We start from the raw sequence: 15559 nt of genomic DNA on the forward strand, positions 1-15559 counted from the left end.
CCCGATCGGGACGCGCTGGCGCGGCTGGGGTTGAACGTCGCCGACGTGCAGGACGCCGTGCGTGCGGCGCTGGGCGGCGTCGAGGCCGGCCAGGTGTTCGAGGGCGACCGCCGCTTCGCCTTGGTGGTGCGCCTGCCGGAGGCGCTGCGCGGCGACGTGGACGCGATCCGCCGGCTCCGCGTGCCGATGCCGGCTGGCCGTGACGGCGAGCATCCGGGCGGCGCCTTCACCCCCTTGTCGGAGGTGGCGGCGATCGACCTGGTGGTCGGCCCGAACCAGATCAGCCGCGAGGACGGCAAGCGCCGGGTCGTGGTCAGCGCCAACGTCCGCGACCGCGACCTGGGATCGTTCATGAACGACCTCCAGGCGACGGTGGAGCGTGAGGTCGAGGTTCCTGCCGGCTATTGGGTCAGCTACGGCGGCCAGTTCGAGCAACTGCGCTCGGCCGCCGCGCGGCTGGCGGTGGTGACGCCGCTGGCGATGGCGATCATCCTGGGCATGCTGTTCGTGCTGTTCGGCTCGATGAAGGACGCCGCGGTGGTGTTCAGCGGCGTTCCGCTGGCGCTCACCGGCGGGGTGGCGGCGTTGGCCTTGCGCGGTCTGCCCCTATCGATCTCGGCCGGCGTCGGCTTCATAGCGCTGTCGGGCGTGGCGGTGTTGAACGGGGTGGTGATGGTGTCGTTCATCCGCGGGCTGCGCGACCAGGGGATGGAGGTCGAGACGGCGGTGCGGGAGGGTGCGCTGGCGCGCTTGCGACCCATCCTGATGACCGCCCTGGTCGCCAGCCTCGGATTCGTACCGATGGCGTTCAATGTCGGCGCCGGTGCGGAGGTCCAGCGACCGCTGGCCACCGTGGTGATCGGCGGGATCCTGTCCTCGACCCTGCTGACGTTGTTGGTGCTGCCGGCGCTGTATCGCCTGGTCTACCGCAACCCCGCCGCCGATCAGGCGGTCGCCTGACGGTCAGCCGGCGAGGATGTGCGACGCGCCGGCCACCGGCGCGCCCGTCGGGATCAGAACCTTCTCGACCGTCGCCAGCAGCGCCGGCAGGTTGATCGGCTTGGACGCCACGGCGTCCATTCCGGCTTCCAGGTATTCGGCGACGTGGTGGGCCATGGCATTGGCGGTCAAGGCGATGATCGGCGTGCGCGCGCGCCCGGTCGCTAGCTCGCGCTCGCGGATGAAACGGGTCGCGGCGGGCCCGTCCATCAACGGCATCTGCACGTCCATCAGCACCACGTCCCAGTGAGCGCTTTCCCAGGCTTTCACCGCCTGCTCGCCGTTCGCCGTCAGATGCGGCTCCAGTCCCACCTGCTGGAGCAGGGTCTTCAGCACGAGCTGGTTCATCGGATTGTCTTCGGCGACGAGCACCCGCAGTTCGCGCGCCATGGGCGGCAAGGCGACGGCTGTCGGCGGCGGCGCCACATCCACGTTCGCCGCGGCGCGCATCAGAGGCAGTTCGACGGAGAAAACCGACCCGCGTCCTGGCTCGCTTTCCACGGCGATGTCGCCGCCCATCATCGTGACGAGCTCGCGGCAGATGGCCAGGCCCAGGCCCGTGCCGCCGAACCGGCGGGTGGTGGAGGCGTCGGCCTGCACGAACTTGTCGAACAGTTTCACGCGGGCGTCGGGCTCGATGCCCAGACCGGTGTCGGCGACGCGCAGGACGAGGTGTTCGCCTGGACGCGAGATCTCGACGCGGACCGAGCCGCGGTCAGTGAACTTCACCGCATTGGAGATCAGATTGTAGAGCACCTGGCGAATGCGGGCCGGATCCCCGCGCCACACGCCAGTCGCTTGCGGCGCGATCTCCAGGTCGAAGTGGATGTCCTTGTCACGCGCGAGCGACTCGAAGGCCGCCATGGCGGAGCCGGCGATACTGGCGATGTCGACGACGCCGTCCTCGATCTCCAGCTTGCCGGCCTCGATCTTCGACAAATCCAGCAGATCGTTGAGCAGCACCAGCAGGGCCTCGCCTGAGTGGCGCACCACGTCCAGCCGCTCGCGCTGCACCGGCGGCAGCGGGTCGTGGGCCATAGCCTGGGCCATGCCTAGTACGCCGTTGAGCGGCGTGCGGATCTCGTGGCTCATGGTGGCCAGGAAGGCGGACTTGGCGTCGCTGGCGTCGCGCGCAGCTCGCACCGCCGCGCGCTGTGCACGATTGGCGCGGCGAAGCTGCTGCTCAGCCAGCATCAGTTCGGTGATCGACTGGTTCATCGCCACCACACGCACCGGCCCATCGCCGGGCAGCCGGTAGGCGTAGAGCTTGTACCAACGCCGCTCCGTGGCGGAATGGCAGGGGTATTCGCACTCGAACATGGCCCGCTCGCCGGCCAACACTTCGAGCAGGGCCTGCCTGGCGCGCGTCGGGGGGCCTTCGCCGCGGCGACAGGTGTCAAGATAGTTTGCACCCAGGCCATGGCTGGTCTGCGCGAAACCGCCGGCGGCCACGAACTCGCCCCAAGCCAGGTTCGCTGAGATGATGACGCCGTTCTCGTCGAGCACGCACAGGGTCGCGGCCATGCCGTCGATGATGCCGCGCACGAAGCGTTCGGACTCTTCGATGCGCGCGGTCGCCTGTCGTTGCTCGGTGATGTCGAGAACGACGCCACGCAGCGCTACCACCGCGTCGCCCTCGAACGCCGGCTCGGCCACCGTGCGCAACCAGATCGGCTCCGCATCCGGCAGGCCAACCTCGCACTCGAAGATGACGCGCTCGCCGCTGGCCCGCGACTGGGCCAGCAGGCCGCGCAGTTTGGTGCGATCGTGCGGCCGCCAAATCTGCACCGCCTCTTCGATGGAGACGTTGGGGGAGTGCGGCCAGCGGACCAAGGCGCACATCTCGTCGGAAAAGGTGACCCGACCGGTCTTGTAGTCGATCTCGAAGCCGCCAAGCTTGGCCAAGCGGCCGGCGGCGCGGAGGGTGGCGGCGGTACGGCGCAAGCCGAGTTCCAGGCCGTTGACCTTGTCTCGATCGGACGCGGAGATGGTGATGTCGCGGCTGAAGATCAACAAATGATCCACCGCGCCAGAGGCGGCGAGCGGCGAGATGGTGATCTCCCACACCCTGCGCACGCCCTGGGTGTTCGGGATCTCCGCAGTGAACTGGGCGGTCTGGCCGGCGGCGGCCGAAGCGAGAGCCGCCAGTGCGGCCTCCTGCACGTCGAGGCTCAGATAACGGACCCAACGGCGGCCTGACAGCAGGGAGAAGTCGTCCACGCCCATCGAGGCCACCGAGGCCGGATTGGCGAAGCGCAGGCGTCCTTCAAGGTCGAGCACCTGAACGCAGTGGGCGCTGCTCTGGATGAGCTGCTCGAAGAAATCGCCCCGCGCGAGACCGGCAATCTCGGTCGGCGTCATGTTCTTGATCCCCTGAGCCGCAGACCCGGCTGCGTGTTCTGACTCAGGGCGAATGTACGAAGTCGCCGTTAAAAGTCTCTGAGGACAGGCGCGGCGCGGGGCAGCCGTTCGTAGACCAGCCCGAACAGCGGCGCGGAGCCATTTCGGCCGGCCGCAGGGCGATCACGGCTTCGCCAGCTCAGTGTCGGATGTGTGGTCGCCGCGATGGCGCCTCCTACGACGTGGCCAATGGCGGCGACAACGACCGCAACTTCTATCTGTGGGGCGCGATGGGCAATCGACTGACGCCTCGGTTTCAGGCGGGCGCGAGCTGGCCGCCGCGCACCAGCCGGCCGGGCAGCTCGCCGGTCGAGGCGCCGTCACGATAGGTGACCACGCCGGCCACCAGGGTGGCCACGAAGCCGTCCGCCTGCTGCTGCAGCCGGCGTCCGCCGGCTGGGAGGTCGCGGACCACGCGCGGCATGTGCAGGTGCAGGCGGTCCAGATCGATGACGTTGACGTCGGCCTTGTAGCCCACGGCGATCCGGCCGCGATCGTTCAGGCCCACACAACGGGCGGGTGCGTCACTGAGCGAGGCCACGGCCTGCGCCAGGTCGATGGCCTGACCGGCCGGCGCATCGCGCACGAACCGCTGCAGCAGAAACGTTGGATAGCTGGCGTCGCAGATCATCCCGTAGTGCGCGCCGCCATCGCCGAGGCCGAGAATGGTCTGGGGATGCACCGCCATGGCCAGCGCCGCGTCCAGATTGCCGTCCCGGTAGTTGGCGCCGGGCAGGAACAGCAGCCGGTGGCCCTCGTCCTCCAGCAGCAGGTCGTAGACGTATTCCTCGAAGCTCAGGCCTCGGGCGGCCGCCTGTCGGTCGATGCGGTCATTGAGGTTGGGCTCGTAGCAGGGCGGTTCGCCCATCGGATAGGCGGCGTGGGCGTTGTGAACGGTCTTCATCCGCACCGGGTTCGGGTCCTGCGGAGCTTCGCTGAGCAATTTCGCGCGCATCGCCGGATCGCGCATCGCCGCGACCTTCTCAGGCAAAGGCAGGTCGGCGATCGCCTGATAGCTGGGGTGCAGGCTGAACGGGTGGAAGGACAGGTTGAGGCCGTACAGCATGCCCACGGGGCGCGGGAACACCTGGGCCTTCATCGACAGGCCGTCGGCATTGGCCTCGTCGAGCAGGCGCAGCGCATCGGCCCAGGCCGCGGGATCGCGGGTCGGCATCTGCAACAGGGAGAACGACAGCGGCCGGCCTGAGGCCTGCGCCAGCCGGCGCATGATGTCGAACTCGCTGGCGGTGTCGCTGACGATGTCGGGGATGATCTGAAACACGCCGGCCTTGGCGTCCCTCAGGCCGCCGGCCAGCGCCAGCAGCTCCTGCTCCTCGGCGAACAGGCTAGGCGCGAGCTCCCCGGCCTGGGTGCGGTGGAGCAGGTTTCGCGAGGTTGAGACCCCGAGGGCGCCGGCATGGATCGCCTCGGTCGTCAGGCGGCGCATAGCGGCCAGATCCTCGGCGCGCGCGTCTTCCTTACGCAGAGCGCGCTCGCCCATCACATAGACCCTCAACGCCGAGTGCGGGAGCTGGGCGGCGACGTCGATGTCGAGCTGCCGCGAGCCGACCGCGTCGAGATACTGCGGGAAGGTCTCCCAATTCCAGGGCAGTCCCTCGGTCATGACGATCTCGGGGATGTCCTCGACCCCCTCCATCAGCTCCACCAGCATGTCGCGCTCGTCGGGGCGGCAGGGCGCGAAGCCGACGCCGCAGTTGCCCATGACCACCGAGGTCACCCCATGGTTAGACGAGGGGGCGAGCGTGTGCTCCCAGGTCACCTGACCGTCGTAGTGGGTGTGGATGTCGACGAACCCGGGGGTGACGATCTTGCCGGTCGCGTCGATCTCCTCGCGGCCCTGACCGACGATCTCGCCGACCGCGACGATGCGGCCGTCCTTGATCGCCACGTCGCCGACGAAGCCTTCGGCGCTGTGTCCGTCGTAGATCGTTCCCCCCCGGATGACGCTGTCGAATTCCATGGCTCGGGCCCTTTTCGTGTCGGTCAGCGCGTCGCGCTGGCGCTGTAGAACTGGACGCCGGCGACATTGGCCCCTTCGGGCTGTTCCAACATGTAGCGGGCGGCGGCGGCGATGTCCGTGGCTTTCGCCGCGGGCGGGCCCGCCTTGATCGCGCGCGCCGCACCCAGGTTGTCCAGCATCGCGAACGGCTCGGCGGACCAGGGCGTTTGCGTCGGCCCGATTGGCTAGAGGCGGTAGACCCGCTCGGCCGTGCCCTTGAACAGGGCCGCCTTCTCGTCGGCCGAGGCGCCCTGGGCCAACCGCTTGAAGGCGTTCCACAGGGTGCGGTAGGTGCACGCAGGGCTGTCCATCGGGTAGTTGCTCTCGAACATCGCGCGCTCGGCGCCGAAGGCCTCGATGCAAGTTTCGATGTAGGGTCCCCAGGCGTCGGCCAGCACCTGCGATGACGCGGGCTCGGGCAGCTTGTGGAAGCCGAAGCCGCATAGGGTCATGCCCAGTCCGCCCAGCTTCACATTGACGTTCGGACGCTTGGCCAGTTCCTGGATCGCCGCGCGCCAGACCGGGAAGATCTCGTCGCGCTTGCCGGCGTAGGGGCCGATGCCGACCATCCCGCCGATGTGATCCAGCACGATGGTCTGGTCGGGCAGGGCGGTGGCGAGGGCCGTCACCTCTTCGATCTGCGGATGATAAACAAAGGCGTCGAAGCTCAGGCCGAACTGGCCCAGCGCGGCCACGCCTGCGCGAAACGCCGGCTGGGCCAGCATCTGCGGCGTGACCACGCCGTGGCCGTGGATCTTGTCGCTGGCGTCCCACGCGGTGATGTGGCGCACGCCGCGAAACCGGCGCGGGTCGGCTTCGACGTGGGCGGCCAACGTCTCTTGCACCTTGTCGCCCGTCGTCATGTCGGCGTGACCGACGATGCCTAGCGCCACGCGCGCGGGTCCGTAGCGGTCGCTGGCCGCCATGGCGGCCTGACCGGCGGCGAATTCCGTCTCGCCCACCGGCTTTAGATGGTCCGGACCCTCGGCGCGATAGAACGACCCGCACTCGACATAGACCGTGCTTTCGACCCGGTGGCCGTCGCCCACGTCGGCCAGGAACTCGTGCAGCAGGTATCGATTGGTCGGGAAGTCCCACAGGTGATGGTGCGGGTCACAGATCGCCAGATCCGGCTCGATGACGTCTTCCATTCCGTAGGGTTCTTCCTGGGTGCTCGGGTGCGCGCCTTGTGCCAGCGCCGTGGCGCCGAATCCAGTAGATCGCCTCACGGTGTCGCCCTAGAGAGGCGGCGCCGTAGAGTTGCACGGTCGAATTCAACAGGGATGAGGCCGCCGATGAGCCAGACAGCGACGATGACCAAGGCTGCCGGCTGGACCTTGTGGGATCTGCCGTTCTTCGAGGCTGAGCATTTCGAGCTGGCGGAGCGGATGGCCGCCTGGGCCAGGGAGAATGTCTCCCACCACGATCCCAAGGTCGACCTGGCGAAACGGGCCCGCAAGCTGGTGCGCGCCTTCGGCGACGCCGGTTTCCTGAAACATGTGGTGCCGCCGCTGGGCCAGGGCGTGGACGCCCGCTCGGTCTGTCTGCTGCGTGAGGCGATCGCGTACCAGGACGTGCTGGCCGACGACATGTTCACCATGCAGGGCATCGGCGCCGCCGCCGTCGCCCGGCTGGGCACGCCCGAACAACAGGCCAAGTACTTGGCCCCTTGCCGGGACGGCACGATGATCGCCGCCCTGGCGCTGACCGAGGCCAAGTCCGGCTCGGACGTCGCCTCCACCGCCACCACCGCCACGCGTGACGGCGACAGCTTCGTGATCAACGGCGAGAAGGCCTACATCTCCAACGCCGGCCTCGCCGACTTCTACGTGACCGTGGCGCGCACGGGCGAGGCGCCGGGCGCGCGCGGCCTGTCGGTGTTCATGGTCGACGCGGACACCAAGGGCCTCAAGGTCGGCCCGCCGATGGACCTGATCGCCGAGCACCCGATCGCCGCGGTCAGCTTCGTCGATTGCCGGGTGCCTGCCAGCGCCATGATCGGCCAGCCGGGGCAGGGGTTCCGCGCCGCCATGGGCACGCTGGACGTGTTCCGCCCCTCGGTGGGGGCCGCCGCCGTCGGCGCGGCGCGCCGCGCGCTCGCCGAGACGCTGGAGCGCCTGACCAACCGCGAGATGTTCGGCGACAAGATGAGCAAGTTGGCGGGCGTGCAGTCCGCGGTCGCCGACATGGCCTGCGACATCGAGGTCTCCGCCCTGGCCGTCTATCGCGCCGCCTGGGGCCAGGACAAGCAGCGCGGGCGCCCGTCGTACGAGGCGTCGATGGCCAAGCTGGTGGCGACCGAGGCGGCGGGCCGGGTGATCGACCGCGCCGTACAACTGTTCGGCGGCATGGGCGTGACCCAGGGCTCGATCATCGAGCGCCTGTACCGCGAAGTCCGCCCGATGCGGATCTACGAAGGCGCCTCCGAGGTGCAGAAGCTGATCATCGGCCGCGACATGCTGAACCGGGCGGCCAAGCCCTAGCCTTCAGTCTCGGGCGGCGGCGAAAGCGCCGCCGTCAGACGTCGGTGAGGAAGCCAATCACTTCGCGGTTGAAGGCCGCGGCCCTCTCCCAAGGCACCCACAGGCCTGTGGCGCCGTAGATGTGCACCTCGACCTCGGGGATGCGGCTCAACATGAACAGGGCGTTGTCGTAGCCTTGCACCCGGTTGTCCCGGCCCCAGATCACCAGGGTGCGCGCCTTGATCTGGTCGAGGTCTTTCCAGACCGGCTCGACCACGGGGACGCTGCCGGGGCGTCCTTCCGGCGCCTGCGCCATGAAGGCCGGATCGATGCTGGCCTGATAGCGCTCCTCGATCAGTTCGTCGGTGATCATGGCGTGGTCGAACATCATCATCTCGAGGTAGCGGCGCATCTTGTCGCGTGAAGGCCCTTCGCCGCCGTAGTAGCCGCGGATCACCTTCATGCCTTCGCTGGGCTGAGGCTGGAACATCGAGGCCCCGCCGGCGGCGCTGACCAGCACCAGCCGATCGACGCGCTCGGGGTGATCGAGCGCGATCTTGATGCCCACGCCGCCGCCTGTCGCCAGCCCGACCACATGCGCCTTGTCGATCCCCAGCGCGTCGAACATCGCCATGAAGATCTTGGCGTAGAAGCCGTATTGCCCGCCCTGGATCGGCGGCTTGTCCGACTGGCCGTAACCCGGAAGGTCGACGATCAACGTGCGGAAGTGCTTGGATAGCGCCTCCATGTTGCGGCCGAAGTTGCCCCAGCCGAAGGCGCCCGGCGCGCCCCCATGGATGGCGATCAGGACCGGGCCTTCCCCTGCCTCGTGATAGTGGATGCGGACGTCGCCGGCCTGGACGAAACGGCTGGTGCCTTCAGCGGTCAGAGCCACACTCAGGCAGCCGCCGGGGCCGCGGCGCGAGCGCCAACCGGTTGGCCGCTGTCGTCGCCTTCGCGCGGCGCGATGGCGTCGAGCTCACTCTTCTCTTCGGGCGTCAGCACCCAGCCGGCCGCCTTGACGTTCAGCGCCACCTGCTCGGGGCTGCTCACCCCGGTGATCACCGAACCCACCGCCGGGTTGGCCAGCAGCCAGGCCAGGGCGAGCTCGGCCGTCGAACGCTGGCGCGCCTCGGCGAAGGCGTCCAGCTTGCGGACGATTTCGAAATTGCGGTCGTTGAGATTGCGCGAGACGATGCCGCTGCCCTCCGCGCCGCGGGTGCCGGGAGGCGGCGCCTCGCCCTGCTTGTACTTGCCGCTCAGGAACCCGCCGCCCAGCGGGAAGTAGGGGATGATGCTGACGCCGTAGGCGTTCGCGAACGGGATCAACTCGGCCTCGATGTGCCGGCGCAACAGATTGTAGTGGTCCTGGGCGGTGACATACGGCTTCACGCCCATGGCGCGGCCAACGTACTGGTTCTTGGCCATGTGCCAAGACATGTGGTTGGAGGCGCCGATCTCGCGCACCTTTCCGGCCTGCCGCAGCTTGTCGAGCGCGCGCAGGATCTCGTCCTCCGGCGTGTTCAGGCTGGGCAGGTGCAGTTGGTAGAGGTCGATGCGGTCCGTGTTGAGCTTGCGAAGGGAATTGTCGCAGGCCTGGGTGATGTAGTCGGCCACATTGGCGTCGCCCAGGTTGCGCAGGTTGAACTTGGTGGCGATCACCCAGCGGTCGCGTCGGTCGGCCAGGGCGGTCCCGATGAAGGCTTCCGAATAGCCGCCGCCATAGAGGTTGGCGGTGTCGACGAAGTTCACGCCCAGGTCGTCGGCTGCGTGGATGGTGCGTACGCTCTGCGCCTCGTCCAGCCGCGGCGGGCCGAATGTGTTGCCCCCCAGCGCCACCAGCGAAACGTTCAGTTCGGTGCCGCCGAGCTTGCGGTATTCCATGCGTCGCCTCCAGGCTTCAGCCGCCTATGCGCCTCCGTGGGAGAGCCGGCCGCTTGTTGGGCGACAGCTTTTGATCCGGGCGGGCGGGCTGTCAATGCGCAGCCATGAGCCGGCGGAAGCGAGCGCCGTGTAAGGCGGTCACAGCCGAAGATGGCGTCAGGGCGGCTCGGAGCTTTCGGCCTCACGCGCCTTCGCGGCCTCTTCGAGCGCCTGGCGATGCCTATGCATGGCGTCGCTGAACGAGGCCGCCAGGATGCCCGTCGGCATGGCGATGAACCCGATGCTGAAGATGGCCGTCACAGCCGCCAGCACCTTGCCCAGGATGGTGACCGGATAGACGTCCCCGTAGCCGATGGTGGTCATGGTGGCGACCGACCACCACAGGGCGCGCGGGATGCTGCCGAACTTGTCGGGCTGGATCGACCCCTCGGCGAGGTGCAGTGCGGTCGCGGCGGTGATCATCAGGAACATGCCGGCCGCCAGGCTGAGCGTCAGCTCGTCTCGTCGTGACGACACCGCCTCGACCATGTGGTCGAAGGCCCGGGACATCCGCCCAAGCTTGGCCAGGCGCAGGATGCGTCCCATCCGCACCAGCCGCAGCAGAACCGCGCTGGAGCCGCCCATCAGGGCCAACGAGGAGACGATGGCGATAATGTCGGCGACCGCCGAGGGCGTAGCCAGGAAACGCATCCGCTCGCGCCATGGATGTTCCGCCTCGCCGTGCTCCGCTGTCACCCAGATGCGCAGTATGAACTCGAGAGCGAACGCCAGACCCAGGCCCACCTCCGTGGCTGCGAACTCCGGTTCGAAGCGGCTGAATGCGGGTTCGGTCTCTAAGATCGCGAGCGTCGTGGCGATCAGGATCAGCACCACGATCACTCGGTTGATCAGCGACAGGCCCTTGGCCTGACGCGCCCGCGGGTCGAGCTGCTCGTAGAGCCGCCGCCGCAGGGTGCTGCGGCCAGGGGCGGCGGCGAGCGTCGGCGTGTGCGGCTTGGCTGATCGGGCGGCGTTGGTCATGGGGCGTGGCTCCCGCCAGGCGTTGTCGACCCAGGTATCGTCGAGGACGGCGGGATCTCTCCGGGACCAGTCGCCTTGACCCGCATGCCATAGACGCCGAGACGCCCGCTCGCCAGATCGACCGCGAGCATCTGCGGGGCGTTGATCAGATGCACGTCATTGGGGCCGCTCCGCAGGCCGTCCTCGTAACGACGTGCCAGGATCGCCAAAGAGGTCGCGCCGGGCATCGCCGACTCGATGTGCGACGCCGGCAGGTCGGTGGTCCAGAGCGCCCGGCCACTCGTCGCGTCGGCGCGGGTGAGGCGCAGATGGCCCGCCTCGCCGAGCCGGTCTACGTGCAGCACCAGCACGCTGTCGGGGCCGGCGACGCGCAGCGGCGTCTCGTCGCTCCAATCGCCGGCGAACAACAGGCCCGCGTCGAGGAACTCCGGGCTCTGCGGCAGTGATGCGAGCGCGTAACTGTTGCGCAGATAGGGCCGCACCCCCGACCACAGGCGCGTGCGTGGATGATCCGCCGGCTGGAAGGCCCCCAACGTGCGGTCCCGGCGCAGGGTCTCGGCCTGGCCGTCGTCGAGCAGGCCGATCCACCGTTCGCCTCTGGGCTCGCCCCGCAGCAGGAAGGCGTCCCCGCCCGTCCCGCCGGCGATCCTGGCCGGGGCGACGGTTCCAGGTGCAGGCGTAGCCAGGGCCGGCGTGTCGGGCGTCGCCTTGAGGTCGGCGCCTACCCGCCACCTGCGCCCGTCGAGGGCGGTGAAGGCGAGGCCGCCGGCGTCGAAGCGAAAGGCGCGCTCCTCGATGGGCATCTGGCCTTTGAGCGCCGGATTGGCGGCTTCGATCGCAGCGGCGTCGCCGAGCCGGGCGCCGTCGGCCAGGGAGACCGCGACCAGTCCCTTGACCTGCAGAACCCACAGCACCGCCCCCTGGGCGCCCAGGATCGCGCGACCCATGTTCTGGCCGGCGCGTTCCTCAGCCAGCCGCGCACGCCAGAGCGGCCGTGCGTCGGCCGCGTCGAACGCCCAGAGATCGGTGAGCAAGTTCCCGTGGACTGCGTACTTGCGGCCGTGCTGGCGGGAAGGCCGGTCGCGCCACTGGTTGGTGAGCACATAGACGCGCTCGCCGACACGGATTGGCGGGCCTTCGACGGCGGCTGGGCTCGGCACGACGTCGTAGTCCTCGCTGCAGGCCGCCAGCCAACCCAAGGCGACGGCCGCAGCGATCGCGAGCAGCCTTCCGTATCGTGCCGACATCTTGGTGGTCGTTGCGCCCATGCGACCTTGAGCGTGGACGAGCGCGCATCGGCCGACAAGGGATCGCTTCGCGTGGCCTCGGCCGCGTTAAGGCGTGGCGCGCCGGGGCAGGCTGAACAGGTTGCGGTCGGCGGCGCGGAAGTCGACGCTCTCAACCTTGCGCAGCCGCGGCGCGGTGAGGCCGCCGCCTGTGGTCGTCGCGGCGAACGCGATCATCACCGGGCCGACGCGGCGATAGTCCGATAGCTCCATCGTCGTGCGTTGGCCGCCGCTCTCGTCGACGATCTGGCCCAACAGGCCGGTCTTGCGGTCGAACCACAGTTCGCGGGGCTGGCCGCCAGCCGGTTGCACCCGCAGCACGTCATAGGACCGGCCGCGGCTTTCCCGCGCGCCGATGTGGCTGCTGCGCAGGTCGAAGCGACTGGGATAGAAGTAGGCGTAGGCCGCCAGGAAGGCGTCGGTCCGTACCCGCGCGACCACCGCCGGGTCCGGCGATCCGGTCTCTACGCCGTTCGGCATGATCCGCCATTCGCCCGCGCCGTTGTAGCCCTGCACCAGCTTGCCGCCGCCGGTCATCGTCTCGGTGCGCGCACCATAGCGGACCGGATCGACCCAGCGCTCGTATCGCGCGCCGCCCTCCTCGCCGACCTCGTGCAGGCCGCGCAGGGCGTTCCATCCCTGGCCGCCCGAGGCCGCCCTGGCCTTGTTGAAGACGCGCTGGGCGGCTGGAGAGTTCTGAGCCTCGGCAGGGGCGGCGAGGCAGCAGGCCACGGCGGCCAGGACCATCAGAAACTTGGCGACGAGAGGCGGCGACATCGGCCGCGAAAAACCCGCCAAGCGTGTTCACAATACGGCCGGATCGGGGGTCAGTTGGTCGGGGCGACGGGCGGAGTCGCGGTGGTCGACCAGGTCGCGCCGGCGGCCGCCGCGATCACGAGAGCGACGCCGGTGATCTGCGACCAGGCCAGGTGTTCGCCCAGCAGGATCAGCCCCGACAGTACGGCGAACGCCGGCTCCAGGCTGGTGAACACCGAGAAGGTCCGCGCCGGCATGCGGGGCAGGGCGTAGAACTCCAGCGAGAACGGGATGACGGTGGTGAACAGCGCCACCAGGACCGCCAGCGGGATCACCGATGGGGCGAACATAGCGCCGCCCGCTTGGATGATCCCCACCGGCAGTACGATCACCGCGGCGATGGTCACCGCGACGGCTGCGGTCGACGAACCGAACGCCGCGCTCACCTTTCCGCCCAGCAGGATGTAGGCCGCCCAGAAGCCGCCGCCCGCCAGGGCGAAGCCGAGGCCGATCATGTCGAAGTCCTTGCCGGCCGGCCCCGCGCCGACCAGCAGCCAGACGCCTGCGGCCGCCAGCGCCGCCCAGACCAGGTCATGGAACTTGCGCGAGCCAAACAGTGCGATGGCGAGCGGGCCAAGGAACTGCAAAGCGATGATCACGCCCAGCGGCAGTCGGTCGAGGGCCAGGAAGAACATCAGCACTGCGCCGGCCATCGAGGCGCCCAGCAGCAACATGGCGCGGACCGGCGCGTCCTTGGGCCAGACGCGCCAGGGCCGCACGACCGCCAGCAGGATCACCGAGGCCAAGGCCAGCCGCAGCGCCGCGGCGCCTTGCGGGCCGACCAGCGGAAAGAGCCATTTCGAGAACGCAGCCCCGATCTGGAAGGTGGCCATGGCGCCTACGGCGGCGGCCATCGGCAGGAACAGGCTCGCAGGTTTCGACACTTGAGTCATAAATCGCAAGCTATGGCGCCGGCGGCCTGCAGGATCTCGCGCACGCCGATCTTCAGCCGCGAGCGGGTGTCGCTCGCGCTGGGTTCGACGGCTTGGGGCTCGATCCGGCCGGGCATGCTCTGCGTGCAGGTCTCCATCTTGGACCGAGCGTTGGGCAACTCGGCCAACCTCACTTCTGAAGGATCGTTTGCGGATTGAACAGGTGGTCTCGCTCGTCAACCAGGACTGGGAGCCAGGCCTGCTTGCAGGGCGGCGACGGCGAGGCCTGCGACGGCTTCGCTCGAGCCGGCGGCTATCAGCTCGCGGGTGAGCGCCTCTGGCCCGACGGACAGCAGGCGGCGCTGCAGGTCGTCAGTCTGTGGATCGTCGGGGGCGATATCGACCGCCGGACTGGCGCGGCCGTCGCGAAGGCTGATGATCCTGTCGCCAAGCTTCGCCGCCTCTACGGGGTCGTGGGTGACATAAAGGATCGGGATGGAAAGCTCGCCGTGCAGGCGCTCGAGATAGGGCAGCACCTCGGCTTTGCGCTGCTGGTCGAGGCTGGCCAACGGCTCGTCCATCAGCAGCAGGCGCGGCTGGGACAGCAGCGCGCGGCCGATCGCGACGCGCTGACGCTCCCCTCCGGACAGGCGCTCGACGCCACGCTCCATCAGGGGTTCGAGGCCCAGCAGCGCGGTCACCTGGTCGATGGCGACGGGCTTCACCCCATGGGTGCGCCGGAATCCGAATAGCAGGTTGCGCCGCACCGAGAGGTGGGCCAGCAGGCTCGCTTCCTGGAACACATAGCCGACTGGTCGGCGGTGGGGGGCCACGAAAGTCCGCGCGTCCTGCCAGGTCTCGCCGTCCACCAAGAGGCGGCCGCTCAGGCGCTCAAGCCCGGCGACGCAGCGCAGGACCGTGGTCTTGCCGCAGCCCGAGGGGCCGAACAGCACGGTGACGCCGCTGGCCGGAATGTCGAAGGCGACGTCGAGTTGGAAGTCGCCTAGCCGGCCCTTGAACGCAGCCTCGATGCGGCCTGACGCCGTCACGGCCTCAGCCGCCCTGTGCGTCGCTCGATCAGCAACAGGCTGAGCATCACCGTGAAGGCGAAGGCCAGCAGCAGGGCCGAAAGCTGGTGCGCCTTATCCCACTCCAGCGACTCCACCAGCTTGTAGATCTCGATCGACAGCACCTCGGTCTTGCCCGGAATGCCGCCGCCCAGCATCAACACCACGCCAAACTCGCCGATGGTGTGGGCGAAGGTGAGGATCGCGGCGACCAGGAAGCCCGGCCTGGCCAGCGGCAGCGCGACGGTGAGGAAGGCGTCCATGGGCGAGGCCCGCAAGGTCGCGGCGACCTCCAAGGGCCGATCGCCGATCGCCTGGAAGGCATTGCGAATTGGCTGCACCGCGAAAGGCAGCGAATAGATCACCGAACCGATCACCAGGCCCTCGAAAGTGAAGGCCAGGGTGCGGACGCCGAACGCCTGGAACGGCGCCATCAGCGGGCTGTGGGGGCCGAGCGCGATCAACAGATAGAAGCCCAGAACGGTCGGCGGCAGCACGATCGGCAGGGCGACAAGCGCGCCGATGACCTCCTTCCACCAGGCCTTGCTGCGCGCAAGCCACCAGGCCAGCGGCGTCGCAAGCGCCAGGAGGACCAGCGTCGTCACTCCGGCCAGCTTGATGGTCAGCCAGAGGACCTCGCCCATCGTCTAGCGCACCTCGTAGCCGTAGCGGCGGATGATCGCCTTGGCCTCGCGGCCTTTCAGGAACGCAACGAACGCCTTGGCGGCGACAT

The 15559-nt window shown here is 68.9% G+C and carries 16 protein-coding genes; 2 read left to right on the forward strand and 14 right to left on the reverse strand.

Translation table 11 applies throughout. The annotated features are described in order from the left end of the window. Window positions 1-960 (forward strand): efflux RND transporter permease subunit (locus tag Q8R27_RS02105; protein WP_305697457.1); only part of this gene is annotated, 960 nt, incomplete at its 5' end. A 3-nt stretch (window positions 961-963) separates the two neighbouring features. Here the strand turns inward: Q8R27_RS02105 and Q8R27_RS02110 are convergent. The 4 genes from Q8R27_RS02110 to Q8R27_RS02125 form a co-directional block, all read right to left on the reverse strand. Beyond that, a complete protein-coding gene (locus tag Q8R27_RS02110) occupies window positions 964-3360 on the reverse strand; it encodes an ATP-binding protein (RefSeq protein ID WP_305697458.1) in 2397 nt (798 codons plus the stop codon). A gap of 295 nt (window positions 3361-3655) precedes the next feature. Next, window positions 3656-5380 (reverse strand): amidohydrolase family protein, encoded by a 1725-nt coding sequence (locus Q8R27_RS02115; RefSeq protein WP_305697459.1) that lies wholly within the window; start codon window positions 5378-5380, stop codon window positions 3656-3658. Between the two features lie 23 nt (window positions 5381-5403). Then, window positions 5404-5559, reverse strand: a complete 156-nt coding sequence (locus tag Q8R27_RS02120) for a hypothetical protein (RefSeq protein ID WP_305697460.1) — start codon at window positions 5557-5559, stop codon at window positions 5404-5406. A 45-nt stretch (window positions 5560-5604) separates the two neighbouring features. Further along, window positions 5605-6570, reverse strand: coding sequence for an amidohydrolase (locus Q8R27_RS02125; protein WP_305697461.1), 966 nt, complete (start codon window positions 6568-6570; stop codon window positions 5605-5607). Between the two features lie 144 nt (window positions 6571-6714). On the opposite strand from Q8R27_RS02125, the gene Q8R27_RS02130 reads away from it, so the two are divergent. Continuing rightward, window positions 6715-7902, forward strand: a complete 1188-nt coding sequence (locus Q8R27_RS02130) for an acyl-CoA dehydrogenase family protein (protein WP_305697462.1) — start codon at window positions 6715-6717, stop codon at window positions 7900-7902. Window positions 7903-7936: 34 nt separating this feature from the next. On the opposite strand, the gene Q8R27_RS02135 is transcribed toward Q8R27_RS02130, so the two are convergent. The 10 genes from Q8R27_RS02135 to Q8R27_RS02180 form a co-directional block, all read right to left on the reverse strand. Then, window positions 7937-8776 carry an alpha/beta fold hydrolase gene (locus Q8R27_RS02135; protein WP_305697463.1) on the reverse strand — a complete coding sequence of 280 codons (840 nt, stop codon included), beginning with the start codon at window positions 8774-8776 and terminating at the stop codon, window positions 7937-7939. 2 nt (window positions 8777-8778) lie between these two features. Beyond that, a complete protein-coding gene (locus tag Q8R27_RS02140; protein ID WP_305697464.1) occupies window positions 8779-9765 on the reverse strand; it encodes an aldo/keto reductase in 987 nt (328 codons plus the stop codon). 156 nt (window positions 9766-9921) lie between these two features. Then, entirely contained in the window at window positions 9922-10785 is an 864-nt protein-coding gene (locus tag Q8R27_RS02145; RefSeq protein ID WP_305697465.1) for an ion transporter, read from the reverse strand. Beyond that, complete coding sequence (locus Q8R27_RS02150; protein ID WP_305697466.1) at window positions 10782-12032, reverse strand: PA2928 family protein; 1251 nt, start codon at window positions 12030-12032, stop codon at window positions 10782-10784. The genes Q8R27_RS02145 and Q8R27_RS02150 overlap by 4 nt, the downstream gene beginning before the upstream one ends. Window positions 12033-12119: 87 nt before the next feature. Next, on the reverse strand, window positions 12120-12848 hold the full coding sequence (locus tag Q8R27_RS02155; protein ID WP_305697467.1) for a hypothetical protein: 729 nt from the start codon (window positions 12846-12848) through the stop codon (window positions 12120-12122). Window positions 12849-12898: 50 nt separating this feature from the next. Further along, window positions 12899-13780 carry a DMT family transporter gene (locus tag Q8R27_RS02160; protein WP_305697468.1) on the reverse strand — a complete coding sequence of 294 codons (882 nt, stop codon included), beginning with the start codon at window positions 13778-13780 and terminating at the stop codon, window positions 12899-12901. Next, on the reverse strand, window positions 13777-13938 hold the full coding sequence (locus Q8R27_RS02165; RefSeq protein WP_305697469.1) for a hypothetical protein: 162 nt from the start codon (window positions 13936-13938) through the stop codon (window positions 13777-13779). The genes Q8R27_RS02160 and Q8R27_RS02165 overlap by 4 nt, the downstream gene beginning before the upstream one ends. A gap of 57 nt (window positions 13939-13995) precedes the next feature. Next, window positions 13996-14808, reverse strand: coding sequence for a molybdenum ABC transporter ATP-binding protein (gene modC / locus Q8R27_RS02170; RefSeq protein ID WP_305697470.1), 813 nt, complete (start codon window positions 14806-14808; stop codon window positions 13996-13998). Beyond that, on the reverse strand, window positions 14805-15470 hold the full coding sequence (gene modB / locus Q8R27_RS02175) for a molybdate ABC transporter permease subunit (protein ID WP_305697471.1): 666 nt from the start codon (window positions 15468-15470) through the stop codon (window positions 14805-14807). Before modB ends, modC begins: the two co-directional genes overlap by 4 nt. Before the next feature lie 3 nt (window positions 15471-15473). Next, the coding region (locus tag Q8R27_RS02180) for a substrate-binding domain-containing protein (protein WP_371134634.1) at window positions 15474-15559 on the reverse strand (86 nt) is incomplete at its 5' end.

This window comes from Phenylobacterium sp. (assembly GCF_030697305.1).
Lineage (GTDB): Bacteria > Pseudomonadota > Alphaproteobacteria > Caulobacterales > Caulobacteraceae > Phenylobacterium.

Bases quoted from the DNA above. Each gene is read 5' to 3' on its own strand.
- Q8R27_RS02110 (WP_305697458.1), bottom strand. From the start codon at position 3,360: ATGACGCCGACCGAGATTGCCGGTCTCGCGCGGGGCGATTTCTTCGAG.
- Q8R27_RS02155 (WP_305697467.1), bottom strand. From the start codon at position 12,848: ATGTCGCCGCCTCTCGTCGCCAAGTTTCTGATGGTCCTGGCCGCCGTG.
- Q8R27_RS02130 (WP_305697462.1), top strand. From the start codon at position 6,715: ATGAGCCAGACAGCGACGATGACCAAGGCTGCCGGCTGGACCTTGTGG.
- Q8R27_RS02160 (WP_305697468.1), bottom strand. From the start codon at position 13,780: ATGACTCAAGTGTCGAAACCTGCGAGCCTGTTCCTGCCGATGGCCGCC.
- modB (WP_305697471.1), bottom strand. From the start codon at position 15,470: ATGGGCGAGGTCCTCTGGCTGACCATCAAGCTGGCCGGAGTGACGACG.
- Q8R27_RS02145 (WP_305697465.1), bottom strand. From the start codon at position 10,785: ATGACCAACGCCGCCCGATCAGCCAAGCCGCACACGCCGACGCTCGCC.
- Q8R27_RS02125 (WP_305697461.1), bottom strand. From the start codon at position 6,570: ATGGAAGACGTCATCGAGCCGGATCTGGCGATCTGTGACCCGCACCAT.
- Q8R27_RS02140 (WP_305697464.1), bottom strand. From the start codon at position 9,765: ATGGAATACCGCAAGCTCGGCGGCACCGAACTGAACGTTTCGCTGGTG.
- Q8R27_RS02120 (WP_305697460.1), bottom strand. From the start codon at position 5,559: ATGCTGGACAACCTGGGTGCGGCGCGCGCGATCAAGGCGGGCCCGCCC.
- Q8R27_RS02150 (WP_305697466.1), bottom strand. From the start codon at position 12,032: ATGTCGGCACGATACGGAAGGCTGCTCGCGATCGCTGCGGCCGTCGCC.
- Q8R27_RS02115 (WP_305697459.1), bottom strand. From the start codon at position 5,380: ATGGAATTCGACAGCGTCATCCGGGGGGGAACGATCTACGACGGACAC.